The organism is Paenibacillus sp. 2TAF8 (assembly GCF_052114825.1).
In the GTDB taxonomy this organism is placed as follows: domain Bacteria; phylum Bacillota; class Bacilli; order Paenibacillales; family Paenibacillaceae; genus Paenibacillus.
This window is the reverse complement of the sequence record NZ_JBFRFN010000001.1, coordinates 218538-245093: the sequence shown is the minus strand read 5'-3', so window position 1 is coordinate 245093 and position 26556 is coordinate 218538. Positions and strand designations below refer to the sequence as shown.

At 46.3% G+C, this 26556-nt stretch carries 31 protein-coding genes; 1 reads left to right on the top strand and 30 read right to left on the bottom strand.

Annotation, left to right across the window (positions count from 1 at the left end; genetic code table 11):
- Positions 1–66: 66 nt before the first annotated feature.
- From panD to AB4Z30_RS01200, 11 genes are all read right to left on the bottom strand, one after another.
- A complete protein-coding gene (gene panD / locus AB4Z30_RS01250) occupies positions 67–450 on the bottom strand; it encodes an aspartate 1-decarboxylase (protein ID WP_123066044.1) in 384 nt (127 codons plus the stop codon).
- Positions 443–1297 (bottom strand): pantoate--beta-alanine ligase, encoded by an 855-nt coding sequence (gene panC, locus AB4Z30_RS01245; RefSeq protein WP_441922845.1) that lies wholly within the window; start codon positions 1295–1297, stop codon positions 443–445. Before panC ends, panD begins: the two co-directional genes overlap by 8 nt.
- A 47-nt stretch (positions 1298–1344) precedes the next feature.
- Positions 1345–2217: a 3-methyl-2-oxobutanoate hydroxymethyltransferase gene (panB, locus tag AB4Z30_RS01240; protein WP_441922475.1), complete on the bottom strand. Its 873-nt coding sequence runs from the start codon at positions 2215–2217 to the stop codon at positions 1345–1347.
- Positions 2218–2570: 353 nt separating this feature from the next.
- Positions 2571–3548 carry a biotin--[acetyl-CoA-carboxylase] ligase gene (locus tag AB4Z30_RS01235; protein WP_441922473.1) on the bottom strand — a complete coding sequence of 326 codons (978 nt, stop codon included), beginning with the start codon at positions 3546–3548 and terminating at the stop codon, positions 2571–2573.
- Entirely contained in the window at positions 3535–4833 is a 1299-nt protein-coding gene (locus AB4Z30_RS01230) for a CCA tRNA nucleotidyltransferase (RefSeq protein ID WP_441922471.1), read from the bottom strand. Before AB4Z30_RS01230 ends, AB4Z30_RS01235 begins: the two co-directional genes overlap by 14 nt.
- A gap of 44 nt (positions 4834–4877) precedes the next feature.
- Positions 4878–6038: an N-acetyl-alpha-D-glucosaminyl L-malate synthase BshA gene (bshA, locus tag AB4Z30_RS01225; RefSeq protein ID WP_441922469.1), complete on the bottom strand. Its 1161-nt coding sequence runs from the start codon at positions 6036–6038 to the stop codon at positions 4878–4880.
- A 301-nt stretch (positions 6039–6339) separates the two neighbouring features.
- A complete protein-coding gene (gene bshB1, locus AB4Z30_RS01220) occupies positions 6340–7029 on the bottom strand; it encodes a bacillithiol biosynthesis deacetylase BshB1 (RefSeq protein WP_441922467.1) in 690 nt (229 codons plus the stop codon).
- Positions 7026–7466, bottom strand: a complete 441-nt coding sequence (mgsA, locus tag AB4Z30_RS01215) for a methylglyoxal synthase (RefSeq protein WP_090917168.1) — start codon at positions 7464–7466, stop codon at positions 7026–7028. Before mgsA ends, bshB1 begins: the two co-directional genes overlap by 4 nt.
- Before the next feature lie 17 nt (positions 7467–7483).
- Complete coding sequence (gene dapB, locus AB4Z30_RS01210; protein WP_441922465.1) at positions 7484–8287, bottom strand: 4-hydroxy-tetrahydrodipicolinate reductase; 804 nt, start codon at positions 8285–8287, stop codon at positions 7484–7486.
- A gap of 97 nt (positions 8288–8384) precedes the next feature.
- On the bottom strand, positions 8385–8909 hold the full coding sequence (locus AB4Z30_RS01205) for a tetratricopeptide repeat protein (RefSeq protein WP_441922463.1): 525 nt from the start codon (positions 8907–8909) through the stop codon (positions 8385–8387).
- A gap of 50 nt (positions 8910–8959) precedes the next feature.
- On the bottom strand, positions 8960–9289 hold the full coding sequence (locus tag AB4Z30_RS01200) for a nucleotide pyrophosphohydrolase (protein WP_090917174.1): 330 nt from the start codon (positions 9287–9289) through the stop codon (positions 8960–8962).
- A 197-nt stretch (positions 9290–9486) separates the two neighbouring features.
- On the opposite strand from AB4Z30_RS01200, the gene AB4Z30_RS01195 reads away from it, so the two are divergent.
- Complete coding sequence (locus AB4Z30_RS01195; protein ID WP_441922461.1) at positions 9487–10356, top strand: YitT family protein; 870 nt, start codon at positions 9487–9489, stop codon at positions 10354–10356.
- 138 nt (positions 10357–10494) lie between these two features.
- Here the strand turns inward: AB4Z30_RS01195 and AB4Z30_RS01190 are convergent, their stop codons facing one another.
- From AB4Z30_RS01190 to trpD, 19 genes are all read right to left on the bottom strand, one after another.
- Positions 10495–11364 (bottom strand): sporulation protein YpjB, encoded by an 870-nt coding sequence (locus AB4Z30_RS01190; RefSeq protein ID WP_441922459.1) that lies wholly within the window; start codon positions 11362–11364, stop codon positions 10495–10497.
- A 66-nt stretch (positions 11365–11430) separates the two neighbouring features.
- Positions 11431–12057: a DUF1405 domain-containing protein gene (locus AB4Z30_RS01185; RefSeq protein WP_441922457.1), complete on the bottom strand. Its 627-nt coding sequence runs from the start codon at positions 12055–12057 to the stop codon at positions 11431–11433.
- A 79-nt stretch (positions 12058–12136) separates the two neighbouring features.
- Positions 12137–13024, bottom strand: coding sequence for a c-type cytochrome (locus tag AB4Z30_RS01180; protein WP_441922455.1), 888 nt, complete (start codon positions 13022–13024; stop codon positions 12137–12139).
- Between the two features lie 22 nt (positions 13025–13046).
- Positions 13047–13718, bottom strand: coding sequence for a menaquinol-cytochrome c reductase cytochrome b subunit (qcrB, locus tag AB4Z30_RS01175; RefSeq protein ID WP_017687726.1), 672 nt, complete (start codon positions 13716–13718; stop codon positions 13047–13049).
- Between the two features lie 15 nt (positions 13719–13733).
- Entirely contained in the window at positions 13734–14276 is a 543-nt protein-coding gene (locus AB4Z30_RS01170; protein WP_441922452.1) for a ubiquinol-cytochrome c reductase iron-sulfur subunit, read from the bottom strand.
- A gap of 193 nt (positions 14277–14469) precedes the next feature.
- Positions 14470–14892 (bottom strand): DUF2487 family protein, encoded by a 423-nt coding sequence (locus AB4Z30_RS01165; protein WP_441922450.1) that lies wholly within the window; start codon positions 14890–14892, stop codon positions 14470–14472.
- Between the two features lie 171 nt (positions 14893–15063).
- Positions 15064–15243 (bottom strand): IDEAL domain-containing protein, encoded by a 180-nt coding sequence (locus tag AB4Z30_RS01160; protein ID WP_090917186.1) that lies wholly within the window; start codon positions 15241–15243, stop codon positions 15064–15066.
- A 23-nt stretch (positions 15244–15266) separates the two neighbouring features.
- Positions 15267–15773: a gamma carbonic anhydrase family protein gene (locus AB4Z30_RS01155; RefSeq protein ID WP_441922448.1), complete on the bottom strand. Its 507-nt coding sequence runs from the start codon at positions 15771–15773 to the stop codon at positions 15267–15269.
- 44 nt (positions 15774–15817) lie between these two features.
- The gene (locus AB4Z30_RS01150; protein WP_441922446.1) at positions 15818–16936 is read right to left on the bottom strand and encodes a hypothetical protein; all 1119 of its coding nucleotides are present in this window, start codon (positions 16934–16936) and stop codon (positions 15818–15820) included.
- Positions 16937–17172: 236 nt separating this feature from the next.
- Complete coding sequence (locus AB4Z30_RS01145; RefSeq protein ID WP_441922843.1) at positions 17173–17772, bottom strand: histidine phosphatase family protein; 600 nt, start codon at positions 17770–17772, stop codon at positions 17173–17175.
- Positions 17773–17816: 44 nt separating this feature from the next.
- The gene (locus tag AB4Z30_RS01140; RefSeq protein ID WP_441922444.1) at positions 17817–18452 is read right to left on the bottom strand and encodes an anti-sigma factor family protein; all 636 of its coding nucleotides are present in this window, start codon (positions 18450–18452) and stop codon (positions 17817–17819) included.
- Positions 18449–19042 (bottom strand): RNA polymerase sigma factor, encoded by a 594-nt coding sequence (locus AB4Z30_RS01135; RefSeq protein WP_441922442.1) that lies wholly within the window; start codon positions 19040–19042, stop codon positions 18449–18451. The genes AB4Z30_RS01140 and AB4Z30_RS01135 overlap by 4 nt, the downstream gene beginning before the upstream one ends.
- A gap of 683 nt (positions 19043–19725) precedes the next feature.
- On the bottom strand, positions 19726–20820 hold the full coding sequence (locus tag AB4Z30_RS01130; protein ID WP_441922440.1) for a prephenate dehydrogenase: 1095 nt from the start codon (positions 20818–20820) through the stop codon (positions 19726–19728).
- A 26-nt stretch (positions 20821–20846) separates the two neighbouring features.
- On the bottom strand, positions 20847–21947 hold the full coding sequence (hisC, locus tag AB4Z30_RS01125) for a histidinol-phosphate transaminase (protein WP_441922438.1): 1101 nt from the start codon (positions 21945–21947) through the stop codon (positions 20847–20849).
- A gap of 62 nt (positions 21948–22009) precedes the next feature.
- Positions 22010–22816, bottom strand: a complete 807-nt coding sequence (trpA, locus tag AB4Z30_RS01120) for a tryptophan synthase subunit alpha (RefSeq protein WP_441922436.1) — start codon at positions 22814–22816, stop codon at positions 22010–22012.
- Positions 22816–24012 (bottom strand): tryptophan synthase subunit beta, encoded by a 1197-nt coding sequence (gene trpB, locus AB4Z30_RS01115; protein WP_441922434.1) that lies wholly within the window; start codon positions 24010–24012, stop codon positions 22816–22818. Before trpB ends, trpA begins: the two co-directional genes overlap by 1 nt.
- A complete protein-coding gene (locus AB4Z30_RS01110) occupies positions 24009–24692 on the bottom strand; it encodes a phosphoribosylanthranilate isomerase (protein WP_441922841.1) in 684 nt (227 codons plus the stop codon). The genes trpB and AB4Z30_RS01110 overlap by 4 nt, the downstream gene beginning before the upstream one ends.
- 53 nt (positions 24693–24745) lie before the next feature.
- Entirely contained in the window at positions 24746–25534 is a 789-nt protein-coding gene (gene trpC, locus AB4Z30_RS01105) for an indole-3-glycerol phosphate synthase TrpC (RefSeq protein WP_441922432.1), read from the bottom strand.
- Positions 25524–26546: an anthranilate phosphoribosyltransferase gene (gene trpD / locus AB4Z30_RS01100; RefSeq protein ID WP_441922839.1), complete on the bottom strand. Its 1023-nt coding sequence runs from the start codon at positions 26544–26546 to the stop codon at positions 25524–25526. The genes trpC and trpD overlap by 11 nt, the downstream gene beginning before the upstream one ends.
- Positions 26547–26556 lie beyond the last annotated feature (10 nt).

Here is a 26556-nt window from a genome sequence, read left to right as displayed (position 1 = left end):
AATTAGTGCAGTGACCTGTACTCATTTTTTGCTGGATGAGCCGATTTCATTCTCCTTCCCAGCCGATTACAAGATCGTGGCGTGAACTTCTTTTTTCATCGTCTGAACCGGCTTGTTCTGACCGTCCACAAACACCACGGTAGGTTTATGCGTATTTGCTTCTTCCTGAGACATCATGGCGTAGGAAATGATAATTACCGTATCTCCAGGTTGTACAAGGCGAGCCGCAGCACCGTTCAAACAGATAACCCCGCTGCCACGTGGACCTGGAATTACATAGGTTTCAAGCCGAGCACCATTGTTATTGTTTACAATTTGCACTTTTTCATTTTCCATCAGATCAGATGTTTCCATCAAGTCTTCGTCAATGGTAATGCTACCCACATAGTTTAAGTTAGCTTCCGTTACGGTAGCACGGTGGATTTTGGATTTCATCAATGTTCTAAACATGGGACAGCACCTCCATTTTTTGAATACGTATATTATCAATCAATCTTGTTTTCCCAAATTTAACAGCCAGTGCAATCAGGAGATCATCATATGCATTCAATTCGTCTTGGTCTGCAAGAGGCTCCAGACTTGGAAAAGCCTGAATCTCTGCATAATCAATAATCGCATGTGCAGAGTTGCCAATATGTTCACACAACAAGCGTCGAATATCATCCGCTGTAACGGCTGTCCCAGCTTCTGCTGCTTCTTGTGCCGCACTTAATGCCTGAGACAAAACCAAAGCCTCCTGACGTAGTTCTGTGCTCAAATAGACGTTACGTGAGCTGAGTGCCAAACCGTCCTGCTCCCGAACAATGGGACAAGGCACAATGTCAACTGGCATATTCAAATCATTTACCATTTGCTCGATCACTGCCACCTGCTGCGCATCCTTCATGCCGAAAAAAGCTTTTTGTGGCTGCACCATGTTAAACAGCTTGGCAACTACCGTAGTTACCCCGTTAAAGTGCCCTGGCCGGGATGCACCACATAAGCGCTCGGTAATCCCGGATACCGTAATCGTGGTTTGCGTCGGCTGTGGATACATCTCCTTCACGGAGGGAATAAATACGATATCCACTCCTTCAGCACGAGCCGTTTCAAGATCCCGTTGTTCATCTCGAGGATAACTATCAAAGTCTTCATTCGGGCCAAACTGTATCGGATTAACAAAAATGCTTAGAACAACGATGTGGCTCTGTTCTCTCGCTGCTTTCATCAGGCTGGCATGACCTTGATGAAGGTATCCCATGGTAGGCACCAGTCCAACGATCGTTTCTTCAGAATGGATCGCTTGTTTTTTTCGCATCAGGCTTATTTCCTGTCTTAACTCTGTGATCGTGCGTATGACTTTCATCAGCGAATTTCCACCTTTTCTTTGCGTTGTCCATACAATCCATCCAGCACACCATCTGCTGCACTGAAGACATGCTCTTCAGCCGGGAAGGAGCGATCCTTCACTTCTTTTACATAAGCTTCGATACTGCTGCGAATCACACTTCCTACATCACCATAGGTTTTGACAAATCGTTTAGGCGTGTATGGTGAAGCATATTGAACCACATCATGGAAAACGAGCACTTGACCGTCACATCCCCGCCCCGCTCCAATACCAATGGTCGGGATCGACAATTCCTTCGAGATTGCTTCGGCCACTTCTTCCGTAACGAGTTCAAGCACGATTCCGAAGGCCCCTGCGGCTTCCAGCGCTTTGGCTTCATCCATCAGACGTTTGGCATCTGCTGCATCCTTGCCTTGAATTCGGTAACCACCGATCTGATTCACCGATTGTGGAGTCAATCCAATATGTCCGAGCACTGGCACACCTGCTTGCACAACAGCTTTGACCGTATCCGCGATTTCAACGCCGCCTTCCATTTTCACCGCATGGGCATGCCCTTCCTGCATCAACCGACGAACACCCTTTAATGTTTCATCGATGCTACCGTGGTACGTCATAAAAGGCATATCTGCAACGATAAACGTGTGTTCAGCTCCACGCACAACTGAACGAGTATGGTAGACCATATCATCAATCGTGACCGGCAAAGTTGAGTTATAACCAAGGACAACATTACCCAAAGAGTCACCCACCAAAATCATGTCAATGCCGGCTTCTTCAGCGAGCAGAGCAGTCGGATAGTCATAAGCTGTAATCATACTAATCGGGATGCCATCCTGCTTGTATTTTTTCATCTTCACAATGTTTAATGCTTGTTTGTTTGCCATTTGTCTTGTGCCCCTCTCACCTTTTCAATTAAACGCAACAAAAAAACCTTTTAGTTTTCCACTAAAAAGTCCCGAAAAGTCAAAAAAGAGTCACTTGCGATCGTCCCTTCTGTCTCGGTCCTCTTCGGCTCAGAGCAGAATCCAACAACACATTTGTTCTTATTCCATTGTTTCCTTGCTATTGCTGTCCTACTTGTCTGCGTAAAACGCATCAAGCAGAACAAAGGTTACTGCTCATCGGAGTGCAGCTCGGTCATTATAGCCCGATACCGCCTCACGGAAACAGTATACCAAAGTTCTGCTCAAAGTTCACGTCTTATGTTCGAGATGATCCAAGAAAAGTCGACAAAATTTTAGCTTTTCCAGGTCACTTCGCCAGATATGATCAGTTCGCGTGTCCCATCCTGCGTCTCAACTACCAGTGCTCCGGAAGAGTCTAACCCAACAGCAGTTCCCTCAATTACACCGTGAGGATTCGTAACCGTAACCTTGCGATTTAACGAAACGGACAATGCTTCCCAGAGTGAAGAAATAACTCCAAATCCCTCTTTTTGATATAAAAAATAAAGATGTTCCATTTCCGTCAAAATAGCGGCCGCTAGCCCAGTCCGGTCAATGGCTTGACCTGTTTCAATCTGAATCGAGGTAGCGATTTGCTTCAAATCTTCTGGATAATCTTGAAGATCAAAGTTCACATCAACACCAATACCCGCAATGCAATATCGAACCTGATGATCCTCCACCGCAGATTCAAGTAAAATACCACATATCTTACGGTCATTAATCAACAAGTCATTCGGCCATTTAATTCCAGCCTCTGCGCCTGTAAATGCTCGAATCGCTCGACATACAGCTACACCAGTCATAAGGGTGAGTTGAGGGGTATGCTGCAACGGTAATTTGGGGCGCAACAACACGCTCATCCAGATCCCTTTTCCCGGAGGAGAAAACCATTTACGGCCGAATCGACCTCTCCCCCCCGTCTGTTCTTCTGCGAAGACCACTGCACCCTCACTCTCGCCCTCTTCTGCCAGCTTGAGAACGTCAGCCTGTGTAGAAAACGTTGAGGACAGCATGATCGCTTTGCGACCAAATGTCGTGGTCTTCAGTGCGAGTTGGAGAGCTGTTTCATCAATCGTTTCCGGCTTGGTGATCAGACGATACCCTTTACGGGAAACAGCTTCAAACTCATACCCCATATCCCTCAATTTATTGACATGTTTCCATACCGCGGTTCGGCTGATGGACAAATGCCTGCTAATCTCCTCGCCTGATACAAATTTCCCTTCAGCATGAARCAACATATGTAATAAGTCCTCATGCTTGGTCATTCGCAGCCACCCGTTTCACTTCAGCACATAATGCTTCATGCTGATTCGTTATATTTCCAATCGCCGTTTCCCTGAGCAGATGTTTCATGAGCTGCCCGAGCCAAGGTCCACCCTTGCGCTCCACCAGTTGCAACACCTGTTCACCGGTGATTTCGAGTTCTTTTATTTCGTGTACTGGCATGGATTGACTCCAGCCAGTAGCGTGAGTTTGAACTTTAACGAGTCGATCATGTGTCTGTTCAGAACCTTTACGCCACCGTTTCGGTAATTGCTCTTGCAGCAACAGCCAGTCGTTGGCAGCTTGAGCGCCACAAGCCAGCACTGTCACAATCCAGCTTTCCCTAAGCTCCTGTTCATTTTCGCACTGCTCTACAAAAGCAGTCACCAGCTGCTCCACCTGAAGCACGCCTGTAATACGAACACGTTGCTCATTAGAAAAGGTCCATTGTCGCAATAACTTATCTGCTTCGTCCCTGTCATAATGGCCGGCCAGCAATACACATGACCATCGCAACAATACATTCTCTCCTGACAAATGCTGCATCCCAGCAAGCAATTCTTTATTGAATCTAGAGGAATCCACTGGAGCTTTGACATACTCCAATGCCCGGCTCCGGAATAACAATTCCAATCCTTTGAGAGGATGAGGACCCGCCATCATTTTTACCATCTCTGTGCGAACCCGTTCCATAGCAATATGCCGAAGCAGTTCGCGTTGATCAACGAGTCCCTTCCAGGTGTTGTACGCAATCCTGAAATTAAAGACGGAAGCGAACCGAACACAGCGCAACATACGCAAAGCATCCTCACCAAAACGCTCAACCGCGAGGCCTACACAACGCACAAGCTCTTGCTTAATATCAACTTGTCCGCTAAAAGGGTCAACTATAGCTCCCTTCACATCCATTGCAAGAGCATTCATGGTGAAATCCCGCCGCTGCAAATCTTCCTTGATATCCTGAACAAACTGTACCGCTGCTGGTCTGCGATTATCCTGATACTCCGACTCAGTCCGAAAGGTCGTTACTTCAAAGTAATAGCCGCCAGAGCGAACCGTCACAGTCCCGTGTTGTAATCCTGTAGGAATACAATCATCAAAGATAGCCATGACTTGCTCGGGAGATGCAGCGGTCGTAATGTCCATGTCGTCCACGGCACGCCCCAGCATTTCATCCCGAACACAACCGCCGACCCAATAGGCTTCGAAACCATGATCATTTAATCTAGTGAGTACGTCCTCACTTTGTTTTGCCATTTCACCATTTGCTTGTATCCATTGAACCACACCATATCACCTCTTTTCTTGCCCGCTGTGGTTCGTTCTCTCCATTAACCGCAAACGGGATTGAGACTGGGGATCTCTCTTCCAAGCACACGATAATAGATCTGTTCATATTCCTGCCGAATGGAATCATTGCAGAAATCATGATGTGCACGATGAAGGCAAGCCTCCCGGATATCCGCAGCCAAACTCTCATTCGTCAGAAGACGGATCGCATTCTCAGCCATAGATTTGGTATCCCCGATCGGTGAAAGAAATCCTGTTTTACCATGCAAAACAAGTTCCGGAATACCGCCAGCCTCCGAACCAATCGTAGGCACACCACATGCCATCGCTTCAAGTGCTACCAAACCAAAGCTCTCTTTCTCGGATGGAAGCATTAAAATGTCGGCCATCGATATCACCTGAGCAACATCATCCTGTCTTCCCAGGAAATGAACCTTTTCACTCAAGCCGAGCTCTTTGATTTTACACTGAATTTTGGGCAAGTCCGGGCCTTCACCCACAAACAGCAATTTCGCAGGAACCTGCTCCTGAACTTGACGGAATACTTCCACTACGTCTTGTGTTCGCTTGACTGGACGGAAGTTCGAGATATGCATCAGTATTTTTTCATGAGGGGCAGCAAAATCACGGCGCAGACTCGCTGCATCTCTTGGATAATAGACACGTTTATCTATAAAATTATAGGTTAGATCAATTGGACGCTGAATATCCAGCAGTTCAACCGTTTCCCGAATCAAATCCTGAGAAACAGCTGTTACCGCATCACTTTCATTGATTGCAAGACGGATCAGATCTTTCAACGATTCATCCTGAGCCAGTACCGTGATATCCGTTCCGTGCAGGGTTGTAACCACTTTGAGGTTGTCTCCGACCATCTGTTTGGCGAGAAAAGCACATACCGCATGCGGAACTGCATAATGAACATGTAGCAGATCAAGCTGTTGTGCCTTCGCCACCTGTGCCATTTTTGTCGCCAAAGACAGGTCATACGGAGGATAACGAAATACGTAATAATCGTTAACCTCTACTTCATGATAAAAAATGTTTTTTTGAAACTTTCCTAATCTGAAAGGAATGCTGTTCGCAATAAAATGAACCTGATGCCCCTGTTCGGCCAGCAATTTGCCGAGTTCCGTTGCGACAACCCCGGATCCTCCGAGAGACGGATAACAGGTGATTCCGATTTTTAGCTTTTGATCCATCCGGTTGGACGCTCCTTTGATCTCCCGCATATTGCAGGTTGATATCATGCAACGGAAATAGATTGATGCTATGATCCGTTTATGGTCTGTTTATATAACTAGACCTATTATAATTTACACGTCCACTCCGATGACAGAATTACCTTCCAATCGCTGTTATCCCCAGATTTTTTGGATTCCCTTTTGCTAAGGAGGAAAATCCGGTGATAAAGGCGAGCGCTTCGCTTTTTCAGGTATTTTCTGTCATCTCCGTTTAAGTGTAAATATATGGTTCTATCAATATACAGATGTGGGCATAGGTTTAGACGCCAAACTGTTTCACTACATAAGGTGTTATTGTTGCAAATCCTTCTGCGAACGGGATGAAGCTTCGTTGTCCAAGCAAGGAATCACGTGCCCTCACCCGTTCGATATACCCTTGATTCAGCGGTGTAGATACAATGCCCAAGCCTTGCTCGAACTGAGATCGATAACAGTGAAGCGAGGCTTCCTTTTGTTCATAGTGTTCCGTTATATCTACAATCAAATCCGTAGGACCGATATCATTAATAAAGTAAAAATAAGTTTCCTTCACTTGCACAGACGGCATGTCCGGCATATAATTTCGAAGCTTCGCATTAAAGACCGCTTCTTGCACGAGTTTACTGCACATAATATGATCGGGATGTCGATCCTCCCAATACGGTGCAAAAACGATTCGCGGTGCATGTCTTCGAATCTCAGCGGTGACCGCTTGTACATTTTCTGGTGTAACATAAAGCCCACGGTCAGGTAGTCCGAGATTTGTTCGACACGAAAGACCGAGGACGCGTGAGGCTTGCTCCGCTTCCTCGGTTCTGCGCTCCACGGTGCCATTGGAGGACATTTCCGCACGAGTCAGGTCACATACCCCAACTTTTAACCCGGCAGCTGTATGCTTCGCAATCGTTCCTGCCATACCAATCTCAGCGTCGTCCGCATGTGCACCGAAGATGAGAATATCGAGACTCATTGCGAGTCACCCGTATTCAATCCTGCGTCTGGCTTGTACTTATGTACTAATTCCCGCCAAGCAAAATCACCACGATCGAGAGCTTTTACAAGGATTTCGGCTGTTGCAATATTAGTAGCCAGTGGAATGCCTTGTACATCGCACAGGCGAAGCAGTGCGTTAATGTCCGGCTCATGCGGCTGTGCCATCAACGGGTCACGCAGGAAGATGATCAGGTCCATCTCATTTTGTGCAACCAATGCGCCGATCTGCTGATCGCCACCAAGTGGCCCGGATTCAAACCGATGAATCTGCAGAGATGTGCCTTCCATTATTCGAAGACCTGTCGTACCCGTAGAGTATAATTGATGGTCTGTAAACACAGGTTCATACGCAGTAACGAAGTTTACCATTTCTTCTTTTTTACGATCATGGGCAATAAATGCGATTTTCAACATGACAATCTTAATCTCCTTTAGTCGATAAAGTGGTCAAAGCCGTAAACGAGTCCTGTGTATTCCATCACCTTTTGTACGCCAATCTTGACTCCTGGCATGTAACCAGCACGTTCATATGAATCATGACGAATCTTCAGCGACTGTCCGTAATCACCAAATACTACTTCTTGCTGCGCAAATACACCAGGCAAACGTACACTGTGGATGCGGAATCCGTTATAATAGCCTCCCCGAGCCCCTTCAATTGTTTCTTCTTCGCTCGGATTGCCTTGACGAATCTCTTCCCGGTTGGCTGCAATCAGTTCAGCTGTTTTGATTGCTGTTCCTGAAGGAGCATCCAGCTTCTGATCACCGTGATATTCGATAATCTCCACGTTAGGCATATGTTTGGCTGCCTGTGCTGCAAAACGCATCATCAGGATCGCTCCAATGGAGAAGTTAGGTGCGATTAGTCCACCAATACCTTTCTCCTGGCAATGCTTGTCCAGTTGTTCGATCTGTTCCGGCGTAAAGCCGGTAACACCCATGACAGGTCTTACGCCATGGCGGATTGCAATCTCTGTATGAGCAAAAGCAAATTGAGGCACTGTAAAATCAACCATGACCTGTGGTTTGGTTTCAGCAAAAGCCATCTCGATATCATCCGTTACCAATACGCCACACGCTGGCAGTCCTACAAGTGTTCCTGCGTCCGTGCCCGCTCCGGTGCGATTGACGGCAGCTGCAAGCTCCAAATCTGGGTCTTGCAGTACCAGTTTCACAACTTCACGGCCCATCCGTCCAGCCGCTCCGATCACGGCAACTCTTATCACTTCACTCATCTTCGCTGCATCTCCTTCGCTATGTTAGTTCATCTAATCGTTTTAACCCATGCATCTCATCTAGTCTATAACTGTATGACTTGATTGTGATGAGCACTTATTGCATCGATTTCAACCGTTGCTTCGTTTGTTGTAACATCTGATACAACTGCCCGTTCTGCGGATCAAGCAAAATTGCATCCTGCAGCGCTTGAAGGGCACTTTCATATTCATTCAGATCACTGTAAGCCAGAGCCAGCATGACATGTGCTTCCACAGATAGTGGGTCCAATCTGGTCGCCTCTGTAAGAAGCCGAGAAGCTTCCACATACGGCTTGGATGTTTCTGACGCAGCCTGTTCAAGCAGCAGTTTGGCCCTAAGTGTCAATTGCTTCGCCTCAAGAGTCTGCAGATGCAGCACATATTCTTCGGCGCCCCCGGATAGTTCTACCGCTTTGCGGGCATATTCTAGCGCAGGAAGCAAATGTTTGCTGCGGGCGTGTGTAATGGAACAGCGATAATACAACTCGGCATGTTCCGGGTGAGCATGGATGGCATCTTCGAACCAGCGAATGGCCTGCTCAAAATCATTTTGCAATATACAGCGGTAAGCCTGCTGCATATAATCTTCCGGTTTCATCATCAAGCTGACCCTCCCCGTGCGGGTGATGGTACAGCATATGTAATCTATGCCTAATCGGTGTTTTTTGGAGTCCACCGATTTGCGTCGCGGGTATTAAATTTATGCATGACTTTGTCATGTGCCTCAGCCAAATCAATACCGAGCGAGTTTGCAAAACATATGGTAATAAACAAAATATCACCAAGCTCGAGTTCAATGGAATTGGCAGCTTCGGAAGCTTTTTTCGGTTTCTCTCCGAATTCGTGATTCACTTCACGGGCAAGCTCTCCAACCTCTTCAGACATCCGGGCCAGCATGGCCAGAGGACTGAAATACCCCTCTTTAAACTGAGAAATATAAAGGTCAACCTCACGCTGCATTTCCGCCATACTTTTCTCCATGAGAGCAGGTTCTCCTTCTATTCTGATGTCGTGTTTGTTCCTAATAATATCAGTTATTGAGGTTGACTTCCACCCATCATACAGCACAAATCGTTTTAATATCCGGCACTAATCATTTTTAAAGATTATAGAAACAGGTATACTAAGATGGGAATGATAGCTTCCTCATTCTAATCCAAGTACAAAAGAGGGATTTTATGAGCACTGCAAGAACGTGGATTCAACTAAAACTCGTGCTTCCCATACTGCTGGGTACAGCCTTGTATGCCTTCGGGCTTCTTTATTTCATTATCCCGAATCAGTTGATGGAGGGCGGACTTACCGGGGTTACCGTGCTGATTAACTATGCTTTCGGGGTATCGCCATCCCTTACCACCCTTATTTTGAATGTTCCGCTATTTCTCATTGGTCTCAAAGTACTCGGCAGCAGGCAAATGATCTATACCGGCATTGGAATCGGGGCGCTAACCGTATTTCTATGGCTGTTCGAGAAGATGATCCACCAAGGCTGGATCGAGCCGTTACATACCGAAAATGACCTTCTCTTGGCGGCTCTATATGCCGGGGTAACTTTGGGAGCCGGCCTTGGTATCGTTTTCCGCTGGGGTGGAACGACAGGCGGCTCTGACATTATCGCACGTATCCTGAATCGAAAATATGGATGGAGTATGGGCCGTGTACTTTTAGGCATCGATTTTGTAATCATTGGCCTTTCTCTCATTTACATACCTAAGGAAAAAATACTGTATACGCTGGTCGCTGTATTTATCGCATCCAAAGTGATTGATTTCATCCAGGAAGGAGCATATTCGGCCCGCGCATTTATGATCATTAGCGACCATGCTCCCGAAATTGCTGATCAGATTACAAAGGATATGGATCGCGGCGTTACGCTTATTCCAGCTATCGGTGCTTACTCGAAGCAAGCGAAACATATGGCCTACTGCGTCATTTCAAGACAGGAATTTCGCAGGTTGCAAACGATTGTTCGTTCCATTGATCCCAGAGCATTTGTCATTATCAGCGATGTGCATGATGTTCATGGCGAAGGTTTCAAAGAAAGCTGACACCCGCACAGGCATACAGAACACACAAGAAAAAAACCTCTACCCACATCTATATAGCCATCTCATTGGCTGTTTGTGGCGTGAGGTTTTTTTAAAAGTTCCATGATCCATGAAAAGTATTTAAGATAATGGGATGACTTAACGACGATATGTAAAAATATCCTGCTGTAAGGCACGATACTTGCGATACCCCGCATAACTGAGCGCAGCAACGATGACTGAGCTAATGACCAGCCCTGCTGCCCGGCGGTCTGGACCTTGCACAAAAGGCACAAAGGCACTTTCATCCTTTTCGCGTCCAAACAGTTGATTTATCAGTTCCTCTCCGTTAGAAGTCATGCTCCGAAGCTGTGATGCATCAGACTGCTTAGCGTGAGTCAATCCTTTGAGATAAGATAACCACGCATCCATCTGCGCGATCTGATATGGCTCAAGACGAATGATCGCCGCTGGACGGATCGTTTCATAGTGCTCTTCAAGAACAGTAAAGCGATTAACCACGATTGCTGCACTCTGGTTCTGATCAGCTGCCAAGGATAAAGCATCCAGATCATTCTTCACAATTTTATAATATTGGAGCCAAAGCGGTTTGGCCGGATTGGCGAGACTGTCCGCAGCAAGTCTTAGTTTGGCTGATGCCTGTTGAAGGAAATGTTTATCCCCTTTGAACTTAGCTGCTGCCTCCTTAACTTCTACTAGAGTTTCAGACAGCGCATGAATGCCCTCAACAGAGGTTCGACCCTCGAACGAGATATGCCCAAGACTATTACTGATACGCGTAATGCTGGCGCGTACCTCCTCCATATTATTTTCGAGCGCTCGGCGATATAATACAGCAGCCTCTTCGTTCAATTGTGCAATCGTATAATTCGAAGATACTTCCTTGTTCACATTTTGTATGGATTTATCATTTTGTGCAGATACCCGGTACGAACCATTTTCCCAAAGCAGCAGAGCCATGAGTGTTACCACTAGCCATCCCGCTATATTCCTGAATGTTCTCTTCATGGACATCCCTCCCATCATCAATGTATGGCAAGAGATGTCCGGTTAGAACAAGCTAGGTTTGTATAATCAAGCCCTTTTGGCCTGCTTTAATGCGAGCCAGCCTGCGAGAATGCTCACGATGGTCAATGTAAACGTAAAATTGCGAACAGCCTGAACATGTTGGTACATCGTTGCAGGAAGCCACGGGTAAATGTCGTATGTATAATCCATCGTATCGTTCAGCAGTGTCCAGAGACCTGCCACGATCAATGACAAAAGGCGGAAACCGAAGAAACGTACATAGATCAGTGCTTCAATCGCCATTGCACTGTGGGAAGCGATCAGCATCCAGTCCTGCCAGTGTTGTGTTCCCCCTTGAGCCCAGCCAGCAAAAATGATGGACACTGCCCAAACGCCATATTTTACAGATGTGACCACTGCCAGAGCCTGAATGACATGTCCAATCCGCTGCAGCACTTTAGACTTCACAGGATAAAGTACCCATAACAGAGCTAATGTGAAAAACAAACTTGCGGTTGGGCTATCCGGCACAAATACAATTTGCCACACCGGTTGCTCAGCAAGTGTTAGTTTCATTTGCTCGCCATACCAGATATAGCCGTAAACCGTACCTAGCGCATTACACCAGAACAAAAGCCACAGGAAATACCGATTGGTCAGAAATTCCCTACTCCAAAAAAACGATAAAGCCACGACCATTGCACCTGCTTTCTTAAAAAGACTTCAAAAAAACCTGACCGCATAACGATCAGGTTTTTTCATTAATTCGATTTTACTGTTCTGCCTTCTGTTTCGCAAGCCATTCGGCTAGATGAGTGATTTCGTCATCAGTAACACCTTGGGCTATAGCCTGGTCGTACATCTTAGGCATTCCATTGTAACCCTCTTTAATAATCGTCACAATCTCTTCTTGACTATGCTTGTCGCCGACGCCTCGAAGAGAAGGCGCGTTGCCTTGGCCTTTCATATCAGCTGCATGACAGCCAATACAACCAGCTTTTTTGTAAGTTTCCATCGCAGGGTCCTCTTTGTCCACAATCGCGACTTCCTCCTGCTGCTGTCCAGGTGCATTGGAAGTAGGCAGACCCTGTTCATGTTTCTCCAGAGCTTCTTCCTCGCGCTGAATATGTTCTGGCTTCTGTCCTGACGCTTCAAGCTCGTGCTTGTAGTGTGTCCATGCTACGTTTGTCAGATAGAACACCGACATAATGGACAACAACATTAATGCCGAAGCAATAGGACGTTTGTAGAAACGACGTTCTTTCCCCGTATCTAGGAAGGGAGCCAGCAGCAGAGCTCCGAATGCGACACCGCTGACGCCCAGTACTCCCAGCAAGACATAATCTCCGGATGCATAAGGATATTTCAAATACTGATACAGAAAAAGAAAGTACCAGTCCGGCATCGGGATAACCGATGCACTTGGATTAGCCGGATAACCGAGAGGTGCAGGTTCGGAGATGGTCAACACGAGAATGCCGACCAGAACAACAACCCCGACCATCCACTCTTTAAGCAAGAAGTTAGGAATAAATGCTTCCGATTTGCCGGGATACGCCGTGTAATCAGGTGGAGTAATAAATCCCGACCCTTTGCGGACGCGTGAATCACCAACAAAGATAACCTTTTCCTCATCATTGCTCTTGTGCCCGTGAGCCATTACGTTTCCTCCCTTCTTTGGTTTATAGTGGTCCCGAAATGCCCTGTCTGCGGATCATGATAAAGTGTCCGACCAGAAGCACCAGAAGCACCGCAGGGAGGAAGAAAACGTGCAATGCGAAGAATCTTGTCAGTGTCTGCGCACCAACGATGGTTCCCCCTTGCAGGAATTCTTTGATAATCGGACCAAGCCAAGGTACGGTGTTGGCAATCTCCAGCGTTACTTTTGTTGCAAAATAAGCTTTGTTATCCCAAGGCAACAAATAACCTGTCAGACCGAGACCGAGCATGACGAAGAAAATCAGCATGCCGACAACCCAGTTCATCTCACGCGGAGCCTTGTAGGAGCCTGTAAAGAATACACGCATCGTATGTAGGAACATCATGACGATAACCAGACTGGCCCCCCAATGGTGCATACCGCGTACGATCTGACCAAAAGCTACTTTCGTCTGCAAATACTCAACACTTGCATACGCGTTAATAATATCTGGTACGTAGTACATCGTCAGGAACATACCTGACAGAATCTGAATAACTGTAATAAAGAACGTCAATCCGCCAAAACAGTATACGAATGCGGAAAAGTGATGAGCCGGGTTAACGTGCTCTGGCACTTCATGATCCGCAACGTCCCGCCATATTGGCGTGATGTCAAGACGCTCGTCAATCCAGTCATAGACATTTTTAAACATCTGCGTTCACGCCTCCTATTTCACTCGGGTGTTCGGAACAATCTCGCCCAGATAAACCCAGCCTTGTTCCTCCTTAACCACATATTCATCCAGCGGTTTCGGGGCTACGGCAAGATTCTTCCCTTCCTTGTCATAGTGCGCGCCGTGGCATGGGCAATGGTACTCATTCGGATAATTTTTGTCACTGTTCCAGCCTACTGTACATCCCAGATGTTTACAGATTGGTGAAAGCGCATAAATTTTCCCTTGTTCGTCCTTGCGAATCCAAGCCACCAACGAAGCATTACTCAAATACCATCCATCCTGTTGTTTCAGTTCAAACGTAAATTCTTGAGGTTCATTTGTAATTTTGCTGATTTCAGCTACTTTGACAGAGGTTCCTTCTCCCTTGTGCTGCAGAATAGGGTCCACCGCAAAACGGACCATAGGAAGAATTGCACCGGCGGCCATGTAGGCTGTAGCTCCACCAAGCGTGTAGGTCAAAAACTGCCTGCGCGACATCTCCATTCTGCTTGGCGGTTTCATCGAGGCTTCGTGCTGGTCATGCTCACTGCTCATACTGTCTCCAACCCCCTTTTTAAGCCAACTCTCTCAATCGTTTTCATTATCATAAATTCCACGACTTACTAGAACATACATAATCATATAGTAGCCCTAGAACACCGTCAAGAATTTGTCACACATTTTTAAGCTTCAATTGTAAGCGTTGTTAAAAAACTGTTGGAAATTTGTCACATTTGTCATCAAGATGTCACTTTCTCCACAACTCTCGGATGCATTCCCCGACATATCGGGTTATTGCTCCTTCTTCAAGTTTTTGAACCAGATCCTGTTGACTCAAAAGTAAATCCGCAGCTGGAATATCCATCTTTTCAAAAGATCCATCTGCTGACATAATCACCACATACTTGAACCCGGAATCTTTGAGTTCAGTCGACAAGGTATTTAATGTCATTGACATTTCCGAACTTGTGTAATGAAAGGCCGGGTATGTCATAATTCTACCTTTAAAAGGAATTTCAACCATATCCAGAAAATCTCTCAGCCGTTCCAGCGCTTCCGTCGCTTCGACTGGTGACTGTTTGCCGCTCATAGCCGTGAACGGAACAAGGCATGTATCCAGATAGAGTTGTAGTTCAGCCCAGCTGTCTTGATTCATCTCACTGAATTTCAATTCCCTATATCCCCTTCCTATCCATTTTATTCCCATATTATATATGAGCATATGTTATAAAGCCAGATATTCATTCAATTTTAAGTTAATATTAAAATTTAAAAAAGGAATGCGCGACTGCGCATTCCCTTAATACCCAACTTTTCATTTAATTTGTTCATTATCGATCCGTTAATTGATCGTCCTCAGTTCATCCGTCAGACTCCGGAAAGCTACTTCGTCTCCGGTAGCTAACGCTTTGTCGATTTCCAAATAAAGCTTTTCACTTTTCTGTTTGCGAAGCGCCTCGTCCCAAACCATCTCAGCTGCCAGCCCCAACATGACTTCATACGTAACTTTCATTTTATCCAATAGGATGCACCTCCAAAACGGATTTAAGAGCTCCTATATTCTCTTCCTTTGATCACATAACCCAGTGAAGTTCTCGACATCCGCTGCAGATCAGCTTCAGTCAATTCACGAATCACTTTGGCCGGTGTTCCCAAAGCGAGAGTATAGGGCGGAATTTTACTGTTTTCAGTTACCACAGAACCCGCCCCAATCAGCGTATACTCGCCGATTTCGGCACCATTAAGCACAATGGCTCCCATGCCGATCAATGCCCCAGTTCCAATGGTACAACCATGAATGATTGCAGCATGTCCTACGGAGACATCATCTCCCAGAATGAGAGGTTGATCGGTGTTCACATGTCCTACAGCATTATCTTGAATATTACAGCGCTTTCCAATGATGATGGGTGCCAAATCAGCCCGTAGCACTGCATTGAACCAAACGGAAGACTCCTCATCCATTTGCAGATCACCTATCAATTTAGAGCCTTCAGCCATGTATATGGAAGGGTGTAACTGTGGCTTTATACCTTGGTATGGAATTATCATTCGTATCACTCCTTAATTTGGGAGTGATTGTAGCAACTTGTCCTTCACTTGTCAAACGCAATCGGTGTAACTTCAGAAGAGATGGAACGGCAGGACGCTGCAAGTTTTGACCCCCAAGCTGTCATTTGCACCGTTTTTCCCAGCTCATGTTCACCTACACGAATCATGCCCAGATGCAGCATCATTTTAATGATCCGCTTGTCATAAATATCTTCTGCGGTATCGTAGTAAAACGGCTGGATAAATGGTCCGATTTGCTCAAAGAGTGACTCCATGGTGGACCATTCACTGGCACAGTCCCCTGTCCAGTAAACCATCGAGGTCAGGTTTGGAACAGCACCTTTATAAAGTCTTAACCAAAACCGAAACAGCTGTATCATTTCCGCTGCCTTCTCCGCCCCCAGCTTCTCTTCACCAAATGTTGTCAGCCTGAGACAGCCCTGTTCTTCCCGAATCAATCGGTGATGAAACGCATAATCATACACCAATGCAAAGCGATCAGGGTAGTCCTTGAACGAACGACCGTATCCGAAGCGCCAGCCGGCTCTACCTACCAGCTCCTCAGGGATATGCAGATGCTCCATAAGCTGCTGCTGTGAGCGACGATACATCATGCCTTCGGCATTCACAGCGATCTCATGCTGTTGCACAAATTGAAGGAACAACTTCAGATCATCTGCCATCAGATGATATTCTTCGCGGTACATTGATGGTTCTGTCGTTTTAACGATACCTGCTCGTAAATGTGTAGATAACACATCTCTGAACCTTAGTTTCAAATCCTGAGGCACTTGGTAGAGATATCTTGTCTGTTGTGAAGTCCCATTGAAAAGCCAGCCACTTTTTGTAAAGCGAATAATGAGATCACGCGGACTCGAACCTGCCTCACTCTCCTTTTTGTCCATCGATTGACGGGCTATGGCGATGAGCTCCTCCATACCATAAAATTGGCGGGGGTCAAATAACAGGTTGTTCAAAAACCGTTGATCCGCCTGGTTCAATTGACGTACCTGTTGCTCAAAGAAAGGTTTACTACCCAATGTCGTGAGGATGCTCTGGATGAGTTCATGTTTGGAATTTGGCTTGCATTCACATTGATAGTAGTCTGCTATTCGATTAAGCTGGCCAATATCAGCAAAAGTCAGCATATCTGCTAGATTCATGGATCCATCGCCTCACCCGTTTCACTGCTTTAGGTTGCTGATCAGCCCTGAAACAGTGTGGTTTTGTAAACATGGTTGACGAATTCTCCACAATCTAAACCTCTTTTTGTAATTTTTTTTGTTTTACCTCATCTTATGCCCCAGGACGATCAATCAGAAGAGAAACAATAGAGTTCATATACTGCTCTGTACATTCTCTCAAAAGGAAATGGCATAAAAAAAACAACCTGAGCTTATCACTCAGATTGTTCGGCGGTATCCATAGTCAGATGTTGCGTGCAATTGTATAGGAGTGGAATCCAGTCGTCACGATCTTTTTCCAAAATGGTCAGCGACAGATTACCAATACGTTCTGTATATTTGTCTTGATATAATGCTGTTAACAGGTTGGCAAGTAAAGCGCCATGCGTCACAATGAGTACATTTTCGTTCGCGTGCGAAGACCATAAATCATCCAGAAAAGCCATTGCACGTACTTGAATATCGACGATATGCTCTTGCCCCAAATCAAGTGTATCCCATGATTCACCCCAGCGCGCAATACGTTCATCTGAAGTAAGGCCTTCAACCAGACCAAAGCCTCGTTCCTTCAAGCGTACGTCTGGTTCAAGCATAGGTACATGCAGCATCTGTGAAAGGATCTCTCCCGTCTCCTGTGCTCTTGATAAGCCACTCGTCACAATATGATCCCAATGGTACTCTTCAGACTGCAAACGTCTACCAAGACGTTCTGCTTGCTTACGTCCTTCCTCATTCAAAGGAATATCGGTCTGCCCCTGTATGCGGCCAACAGCATTCCAATCTGTGAGACCATGACGAACAAGTCCGATCCGCACGTTCATCCCTCATTTCTCCACACGGCGAACGCCAGGCTGAAAACCTACGCACCCACACCTTGTTTACGTTTAGTTGTTGATCGATGCATGCGTCCAAGTGAAAACAAAGCCATTCCTATAGCAAGTAGCGACAAAGCCATCCAGTATTGCGGATAAGCTGGCCCCATACTCACAACAAAAGGTTCGATGATACTCCCTTTATCAGCTTGTGGAATGTCGTACTTGTATAATCCCGAGGAAGAGGCAGCACTTCCGGCAACCCCAGTCTCCAGTATACCTGTCGTAATTACATTGGACTTCTCAGCTTCAGATACTTCTGGCTTGAACATCGCCATGTACAGAAAGCTGCATAAAAAAATAGCCAGGAACGCTGCAATCCACAAAGACATATGTTTACGGATTGCCGCAGAGAAACGATTCACCTTTGCCTCTTCTGGCAGCAGCCATGGAGACTCCGCGTAAATCCGGTCCATTACGTTTCGGTTGACCCTCTCTGCTTGTTGCTCTGTCACTGGTACCGGGATGCTGTGCAGCAGCATCTGGGCTTCCTCCCAGACTTCAAACTGCTCCGAACACTCATCACATCCAGCGAGATGTGCTTGAAACGCAATTCGCTGTGGATGAGATTCCGGCAAGTCCCAGACCAATGCAAACAGTTCCTGGGCTTCATTGCAATTCATCGGTTCTTCATCCCTTCATATGGCTCGTACATCGGCTCGAAGAAATAAGGCTCCAACTGTGTTTTTACGCTTGATCTTGCCCTGAATAAAAGCGATTTAACAGAACTGACGCTCTGCCCCAAAATACCTGCAATTTCCTGATAGTCGAGCTGATCATACTCACGGAGTATAATCGCAGAACGTTGCTTCTCTGGTAGATTGTTAATCGCTTCTCTAACCAGCATAACCCGCTCGCTACGCAGAACAGCATGCTCAGGAGCATTCTCCATAGGAGCAACGGGAACCACGCCGCTTTCTTCAAGCGGTACATTTCCACTACGCTGTTTGCGAAGCTCACTCAATACCGTATTTCTAGCAATGGTATACAGCCACGTAGAAAATGAAGCATCCACCTCACGGAAAGAGTGTAAACTGCGGAACGCCTTGTAGAATGTCTCAGAACAGAGATCTTCCGCAAGCAGCTCCATATTGGAACTTTTCAACATATGATATACGAAAGCCAGTATTTTACGCTGATAACGACTCATCAGCTCGGAATATAACTCAACGTTACCTTCCTTGATCTCTCGAATCAACTGGGAATCCGTCATTTGAGTGCGACCCCTCCTCGCCCATCCATGTGCTTCTCCCCGTTCGACTCTATCCATGTATTACCGAACAGGCGTAAAAAAGTTGCGGTTTCAACCGCATAAAAAAAGCGTCCAGCGCCGTTCCCGGCCCTTCCGCCAAATTCCCCTATGTAATGGCAATTTCCCCAACGTTTCTACATAACAGTAACATTGTACAACGGTCTGCATCATCCTGGCAAATCCATTGCTATCCACTTTTGTCCGACTTAGCATTTATATGCCATCCATTTCGTTGACATGACTTCCTCATACAGCCTCTTGGAAAGCCTTGCATACTATAGACGTAATAACGTCTAGAAAGGTTACAAAAATGATATATTTTTTTCGGAAATTGTTTTTCGTACGTTGATCTTCATCATTCATTCACGTACCTCACGAACGATTTTAATGAGATTAAAAACCCTAATTGCTCCGTTTCTCCTCTAAATCTAAGTTTATACAAATAAATTTGTCTAAAGTGTTGACAAAATGAAAACGTATACATATAATAAAAGTACAGTATGGTTTCTCTCCACTCCTATCCAATAACTGTATTGCTCCACGTGAGCAATGGCCGCTTATGTAAGCGGTCTTTTTTTTGTCCAAAAACTTAATTTTCCTCAAATCACAAGAAAAAAGAGAGCTTTCGCCCTCTTCTTTTCACCTTACACCCACACCTGATATCCCAAGGAATCCAACAATTGCTTCGCTCGTTCCATATCCTCTTCCTGACGGAAAGACAAACGCATAATGCCCGGCACATCAACCCGATTTTCGATAATCTCCAAGTTACTCAAGTTGATGTCATTGGCTCCAAGCTCTGTTGCAATTTTACCAATCATACCTGGAGCATCCTGCACATCTGTATACAGGTCAAATAAAGGCGAGATCATGCCCTTGCGTCGCTCAGGCAACACACTCCGGAACTCTCGTGCCTGAAGAAAGGCATCCTCAATGCCTTCTCCGTTCTTCTGTTCTAACATCGTTGTAAAAGACGACATTTGACTATTCCAGTCCTTAAGCAACTCCAGCAATACCTCTCGGTTACTCAGCAGAATATCCCTCCAGACAATAGCATCGCTGGACGCAATCCGCGTAATATCCCGAAAACCACCTGCTGCCAGCATTTTATACAGTGGATTCGATTCGTTATATTCACGTACCTGATTCACCAGAGCAACAGCAATAACATGGGGCAGATGACTGATTGCACCCACAATATCATCATGCAACAGAGCTTCTACACGAACAATCTGTGCACGAGTATATGCTAAAAGCTCGGATAAGCGGCCATAAGCCTCCTCAGGCACATGAACGGACGGGGTCAGAACATAATAGGCGTTCTCAAATAATACAGCAGACGCAGCGTCCACACCCGCCCGTTCCGATCCTGCCATCGGGTGCCCTCCGATAAAGTAGGCCTCTTTTAACCGGATATGTTCCGCACAAGCCGCGATTGAGGCTTTTGTACTGCCAACATCTGTAATGATACAGCCTTTTTTCAGCGGCAGTCTGGACAGTTGTTCAAAATACGATTCAAGCAAACCAACAGGCACACACAAAAAAATGAAGTCGGCATCCTGCACCGCTTCTTCCAGAGAGAGCGTCGCAGCATCCACTACTCCGCTCGCTATGTACTTGTCTTTTAACTCTTCTAAATGTGCGTAACCCATAACGGTAATCCCCGGCTTGCCTTTAAAGCAAAGCGCAAGTGAACCGCCGATGAGTCCGACACCAATCATTGCAATTTTTATGGTCATGGGTCCTCACTCTTTCATCGCCAGTATTAAGGGCGTGCTGCCACATTCTCCGCCAGTGTGTTCTCCAGCGCCGCTATAAAAGCACGATTTTGCTCCGCTGTTCCCACAGACACGCGAATGTAAGTTGGATAGACGTGAAAGCCCGAGCGAACGATAATACCTTGTTTCAACAAAGACTGAAATGCTTCGACAGATGGCATATTCACATCAACCAAAATGAAATTCCCTTGGGTTGGAAAATAAGACAAGCCCAGTCGTGAAAATTCATTTTGCAGCCATTCCCGATCTTCAGCATTCCGTTTGGAACACTCCTGAACAAAAGCCTGATCCTGAAGTCCAGCCATTGCAGCAACCTGCCCAAAACGAGAGGTGTTAAACGGTTCACGTACACGGTTAATCAGGTCTATGATCTCCGGACGTGCAATTCCGTATCCTATACGGAGTGAAGCCAAACCATAAATTTTGGAGAAAGTCCGCAAAACGACCAGATTCGGGTAACGATCTATCAGCGAAATGCTTTGCGGATAAGCTTCATCCGTTACAAATTCATAATAAGCCTCGTCCAGCACAACCATTACATTCGAAGGCACCCGATCCATAAAGCCGATAAGCTCCTGTTCGGAAATGATCGTACCGGTAGGGTTATTCGGATTGCACACCCAGACAGCTTTGGTTTTATCGTTGATTTGCGCCAGCATTGCTGGCAAGTCATGAGTTCCATTTTTTAAAGGCACCTCAATCGTCACAGCACCTTCGATATCTGCATTGCTTTTATATACGGAGAAGGTTTGATCCGCCATAATCGTTTCGTCTCCAGGGAGAAAAAACGCCCGGGTGATCAAAGCAATAATCTCATCCGATCCACAGCCAAAAATTAAATTTTCTCGCTCCACTCCCAAATGCTTGGCAAGCACTGCTGTCAGTTCTGCAGCACTGCCGTCGGGATAAATACTTACATTAGCCAATTCTCTCGTAATTGCCTCAAGTACAGCGGGAGAACTACCATATGGGTTCTCGTTGGAGGCCAGCTTGATGACTTGCTCCAGCCCCAGTTCACGTTTTACTTCTTCAATCGGTTTGCCCGGCTTATACACAGGCAGATTGACAATCTGGGATTTCGGTTTCAACTCGACCGCCTCCTGTTGCTCTAAATTGAGTAAAGTAGAAATAAAAAGTTCAACTTATGTGATTATCCTTTTAATTGTGCCACAAAGTTGCGAATTTGCAACAGTCCCGCCTCACGAGTATCCGCATTTTCGAGTAGCGGGATTGCCTCTTCCACTTGCCGCACGATAGCACTGCCTACAACGACACCGTCACAGATGCGGGAGAAATGAGCTACCTGCTCATGACTCGAGATGCCGAAGCCTACCGCAACAGGAAGGTCTGTTAGACCTTTTACCGTTTCAATAAAACTTTCTACACCGTTAAAAAAGGATGCACGCTCTCCGGTTACACCAAGTGAAGAAACACAATAGATAAATCCGCGCGCACCAGTGACAATCCGCTCAATACGGGCATTGGATGTCGGGGCTACAAGCGGGACCAAATGAACACCGGCCTGATCGGCACGGCGACGCATATCCTCAGCCTCTTCGATCGGCAAATCTGGAATAATCATGCCGCTGATATCATGTTTGATCAACTCGTCAAAGAAAATATCCAGACCTGTTTGCAACACTGGATTGTAATACGTAAACAGAACAAACGGCAATTTCACACCTGCTTCACGGGCTTTAGCCGCCGTCTCCATCACCGTACGAATCGTGATTTGGCTCTTCAATGCGCGCTCGGAAGCACGCTGAATAACAGGGCCGTCTGCGAGTGGATCGGAATATGGAACACCAAGCTCCAAGATGTCTGCTCCTGCTTGTTCAAGCTCCTTGATAATATCAATAGTGGTGTTCACATCTGGATCACCAACGGTAAGAAACGGAATAAGTGCCGTGCGATTTTGTTCTTTTAATTGCTGGAAGGTTTGGTCCATCAGATTCATTACAAATTACCTCCCGTATACTTCATAATGGATTCTACGTCTTTATCCCCGCGTCCAGACAGACAGATTACAATGATATCATCCGCTGTCAGTTCCGGCGCCAGCTTTACAACCTGAGCAACCGCGTGGGCCGACTCCAAGGCAGGAATAATACCTTCTGTGCGACTTAACAATTGCAAAGCATCCAAAGCTTCCTGATCCGTAATTGGAACATATTTAGCCCGTTCAATATCTTTAAGATAAGAGTGCTCTGGTCCAACCCCTGGATAATCCAGACCTGCTGAGATGGAGTGTGCAGGTTGTACTTGACCATATTCATCTTGCAGTAAATAACTCATTGAGCCTTGGAATACACCATGTGTACCTTTGCTCATCGTTGCCGCATGGTACTCGGTATCCACACCTTTGCCTGCTGCTTCAACACCGACCAATTTAACATCCTGATCCCCGATAAAAGGGTAGAACATGCCGATGGCGTTACTTCCGCCGCCAACAGCCGCTACAATAACATCCGGCAGACGTCCTTCAATCTCCTGAATTTGACGACGAGTCTCGTCTCCGATCACACGCTGGAAATTACGCACCATCATAGGATAAGGGTGAGGTCCAACAACAGATCCCAGTACATAGAAGGTATCTTCTACATTACTGACCCAATAACGAAGAGCTTCATTACCAGCATCTTTCAATGTACGTGTGCCAGACTTTACCGGAATGACTTCTGCTCCGAGTAATTTCATGCGGAATACATTAAGCTGTTGACGCTGGGTATCCTCCTCACCCATGAATACTTTGCACTCCAGTCCGAGCAATGCCGCAACGGTTGCCGTTGCAACCCCGTGCTGGCCTGCACCGGTTTCAGCTATGACTTTCTTTTTCCCCATCCGTTTAGCAAGAAGCCCTTGTCCAATCGCATTGTTGATTTTATGTGCACCTGTGTGATTCAGATCTTCACGTTTCAAATAAATTTTGGGACCACCCAGATGACGTGATAATTGCTCCGCGTGATACAACGGTGTTTCTCGTCCAGAGTATTCACTTAGCAAATAATTTAATTCCTTGTTAAACTCTTCATCCTCAGAGAAGCGGCTATATGCTTCCTCTAGTTCGATCAAAGCGTTCATTAGTGTCTCGGGTACAAAACGGCCTCCGAAAAGACCGAAACGCCCATGTTCATCCGGCAATTGGTGTGTCATGCCTGCTTCACCCTTTCTAGAAATGCTTTAATTTTGGATATATCTTTAAGACCTTCCGTCTCCACGCCACTTGATACGTCTACGCCATAAGGTCTGTACGTTTGAATTAAATGTTGTACATTGTCCGTCTGAAGTCCGCCTGCAACAAACATGGCGATACCACGCTCTGCAGCCCATTCTGCGTATACAGGTATACGTTCCCAAGCAAATGTTTTGCCAGAACCACCACCATACATTGGATCAAAGGTATCGAGCAAGATCGCATCAACGAATCCCACGTAATCATTTAACCGTTGCACAGCAGCATGATCCGGATCCTGTTCTGTTTCGTCTTTTGGAAAAGAAACGACCTTGAACACCTCTGCATTCCAAAGCTCTTTCACTTGTTGACAGAATTCTGCACTTTCCTGCCCATGCAACTGGATCACATCCAAAGACACTGTTTCCATCACATGTTTCAGTTCTTGCATCGTCGGATTCACAAAAACACCAGCAAGTTTCGGCCGTTCATGTATAGGCCATTCAAACAAAACCGATCTTAACTCCGCTGCCTTCTCAGGAGTAATTTGTCGTCGGGACTTGGCAAATACGACACCGATATAGTCCACAGGCAAGTTTATCATCGATTTTAGCACTTCAACGTCCTGAAGTCCACATATTTTTACGGCCGCCGGCAACAAGTTCTCTTGTCTACGGGAACCTGCACCTGTATCGTCAAATATCGAGTTATTCATTATTTCGGTCCCATCAGATCGTAAACAGCAGCTTCCACATCATCTTTACGCATCAGATGCTCTCCAACGAGAATACCGTGCACGCCAGATTCAATAAGGGGTCTCGTCGATTCCGCACCGTCAATCCCGCTTTCGCTAATGAGCGTCACACCTGGTGGAATCAGTTCCATCAGATCGAGCGTCGTATTCAGACTGGTTTCGAATGTTTTCAGATTTCGGTTATTGATACCAACAAGTGTCGCTTCCGGAATCTCTAATACCGTTTCCAGCTCTGCCCGATCATGAACTTCAATCAAAGCATCCAGTCCAAGGCTTTTCGCAAACGTTAGAAATTGACGAATCTGCCCCGGTGTGAGAATGCTGGCAATCAGCAAGATCGCATCTGCTCCCAGAAGTCTAGCTTCTGCAATCTGTGACTCATCGATCATAAAGTCCTTGCGCAAGAGCGGAATATTCACAGCCTGATGAATAGCCTGCAAATACTCGTTACTGCCCTGAAAATAGGAAACATCCGTCAGAACAGAGATACAATCTGCACCCGCACGTTCATAGGCAGAAGCAATCTCTACCGGATGAAAATCCGGACGAATTAATCCTTTGGATGGCGAAGCTTTTTTCACTTCGGCAATTAGCCCCAGCTTACGATTGCGTCTGGTTGACAGCGCCTGTTCAAACCCGCGTGCAGCCGGTAATTGTTCAATCTTTTTCATAGCTTCATCCATGTTAAACGTCTGTGCAAGAGCCTGCACTTCTTTATGTTTTGTCGCAACGATTCGATCAAGATACATGATTGTACGCCTCCGTTGTATGAATTAACTGTCCAAGTTTACTCGCAGCTTTACCCGAGTCCACTGCTTCTGCAGCGATTTTAACGCCATCTGCAATGCTGTCCGCAAGGCCGGATACATAAATACACGCCCCTGCATTCAGTAACACAACATCCCGGTAAGCACTGCGTTCACCCTGGAAGATCCGATGTATAATTTCGGCGTTCTGTGCCGCATCTCCTCCAAGCACTGCTTCGAGCGGATGCAAAGACAGCCCCATATCGCGTGGGTCAATGTCATACGTGTGTACTACCCCGTTACGCAACTCAGATACCTGTGTAGGTGCAGAGATACTAATTTCATCCAGACCGTCATGGCTGGCAACAACTAGCGCTCTTTTCAACCCAAGGCGGTTAAGTACTTCTGCAATCATCGGCGTCCGGGAGCGATCATACAATCCGAGCAATTGACGATCTGCACCGGCTGGATTGGTTAATGGTCCAAGCATATTGAAAATCGTGCGCACACCCAGCTCTTTTCTCGGAGCTGCCGCATGACGCATGGAGGGATGATACACCTGAGCAAAACAGAAGCAGATTCCGATGTCGTCCAGACACTGTCTGGCCTGTTCTCCATTCAGATGAATATTAACGCCGAGCGCTTCCAATACATCTGCGCTGCCTGCTTTGCCAGAAGCTGAACGATTGCCGTGTTTGGCCACTCGAACTGAAACTGCCGATGCAATAATAGCCGATGCTGTAGAGATGTTGAATTTATGAATACCCGATCCGCCTGTGCCGCATGTATCCAGCAGCCCTCTACCATCTGTCAGTATACGTCCACCTTGTCCACGCATCGCCTGAGCAAAACCAGTGATTTCATCCACCGTTTCCCCCTTCATACGAAGAGCCATCAGCAAGCCTCCGATTTGAGCCGGAGTAGCTTCACCTCGCATGATCGAATACATCAGTTCACGTGCCTCGTCCTGCTCCAGATGACGTCCTTCAAGAATTTTAGCGAGTCCTTGCTTCATTCCTTCTTCC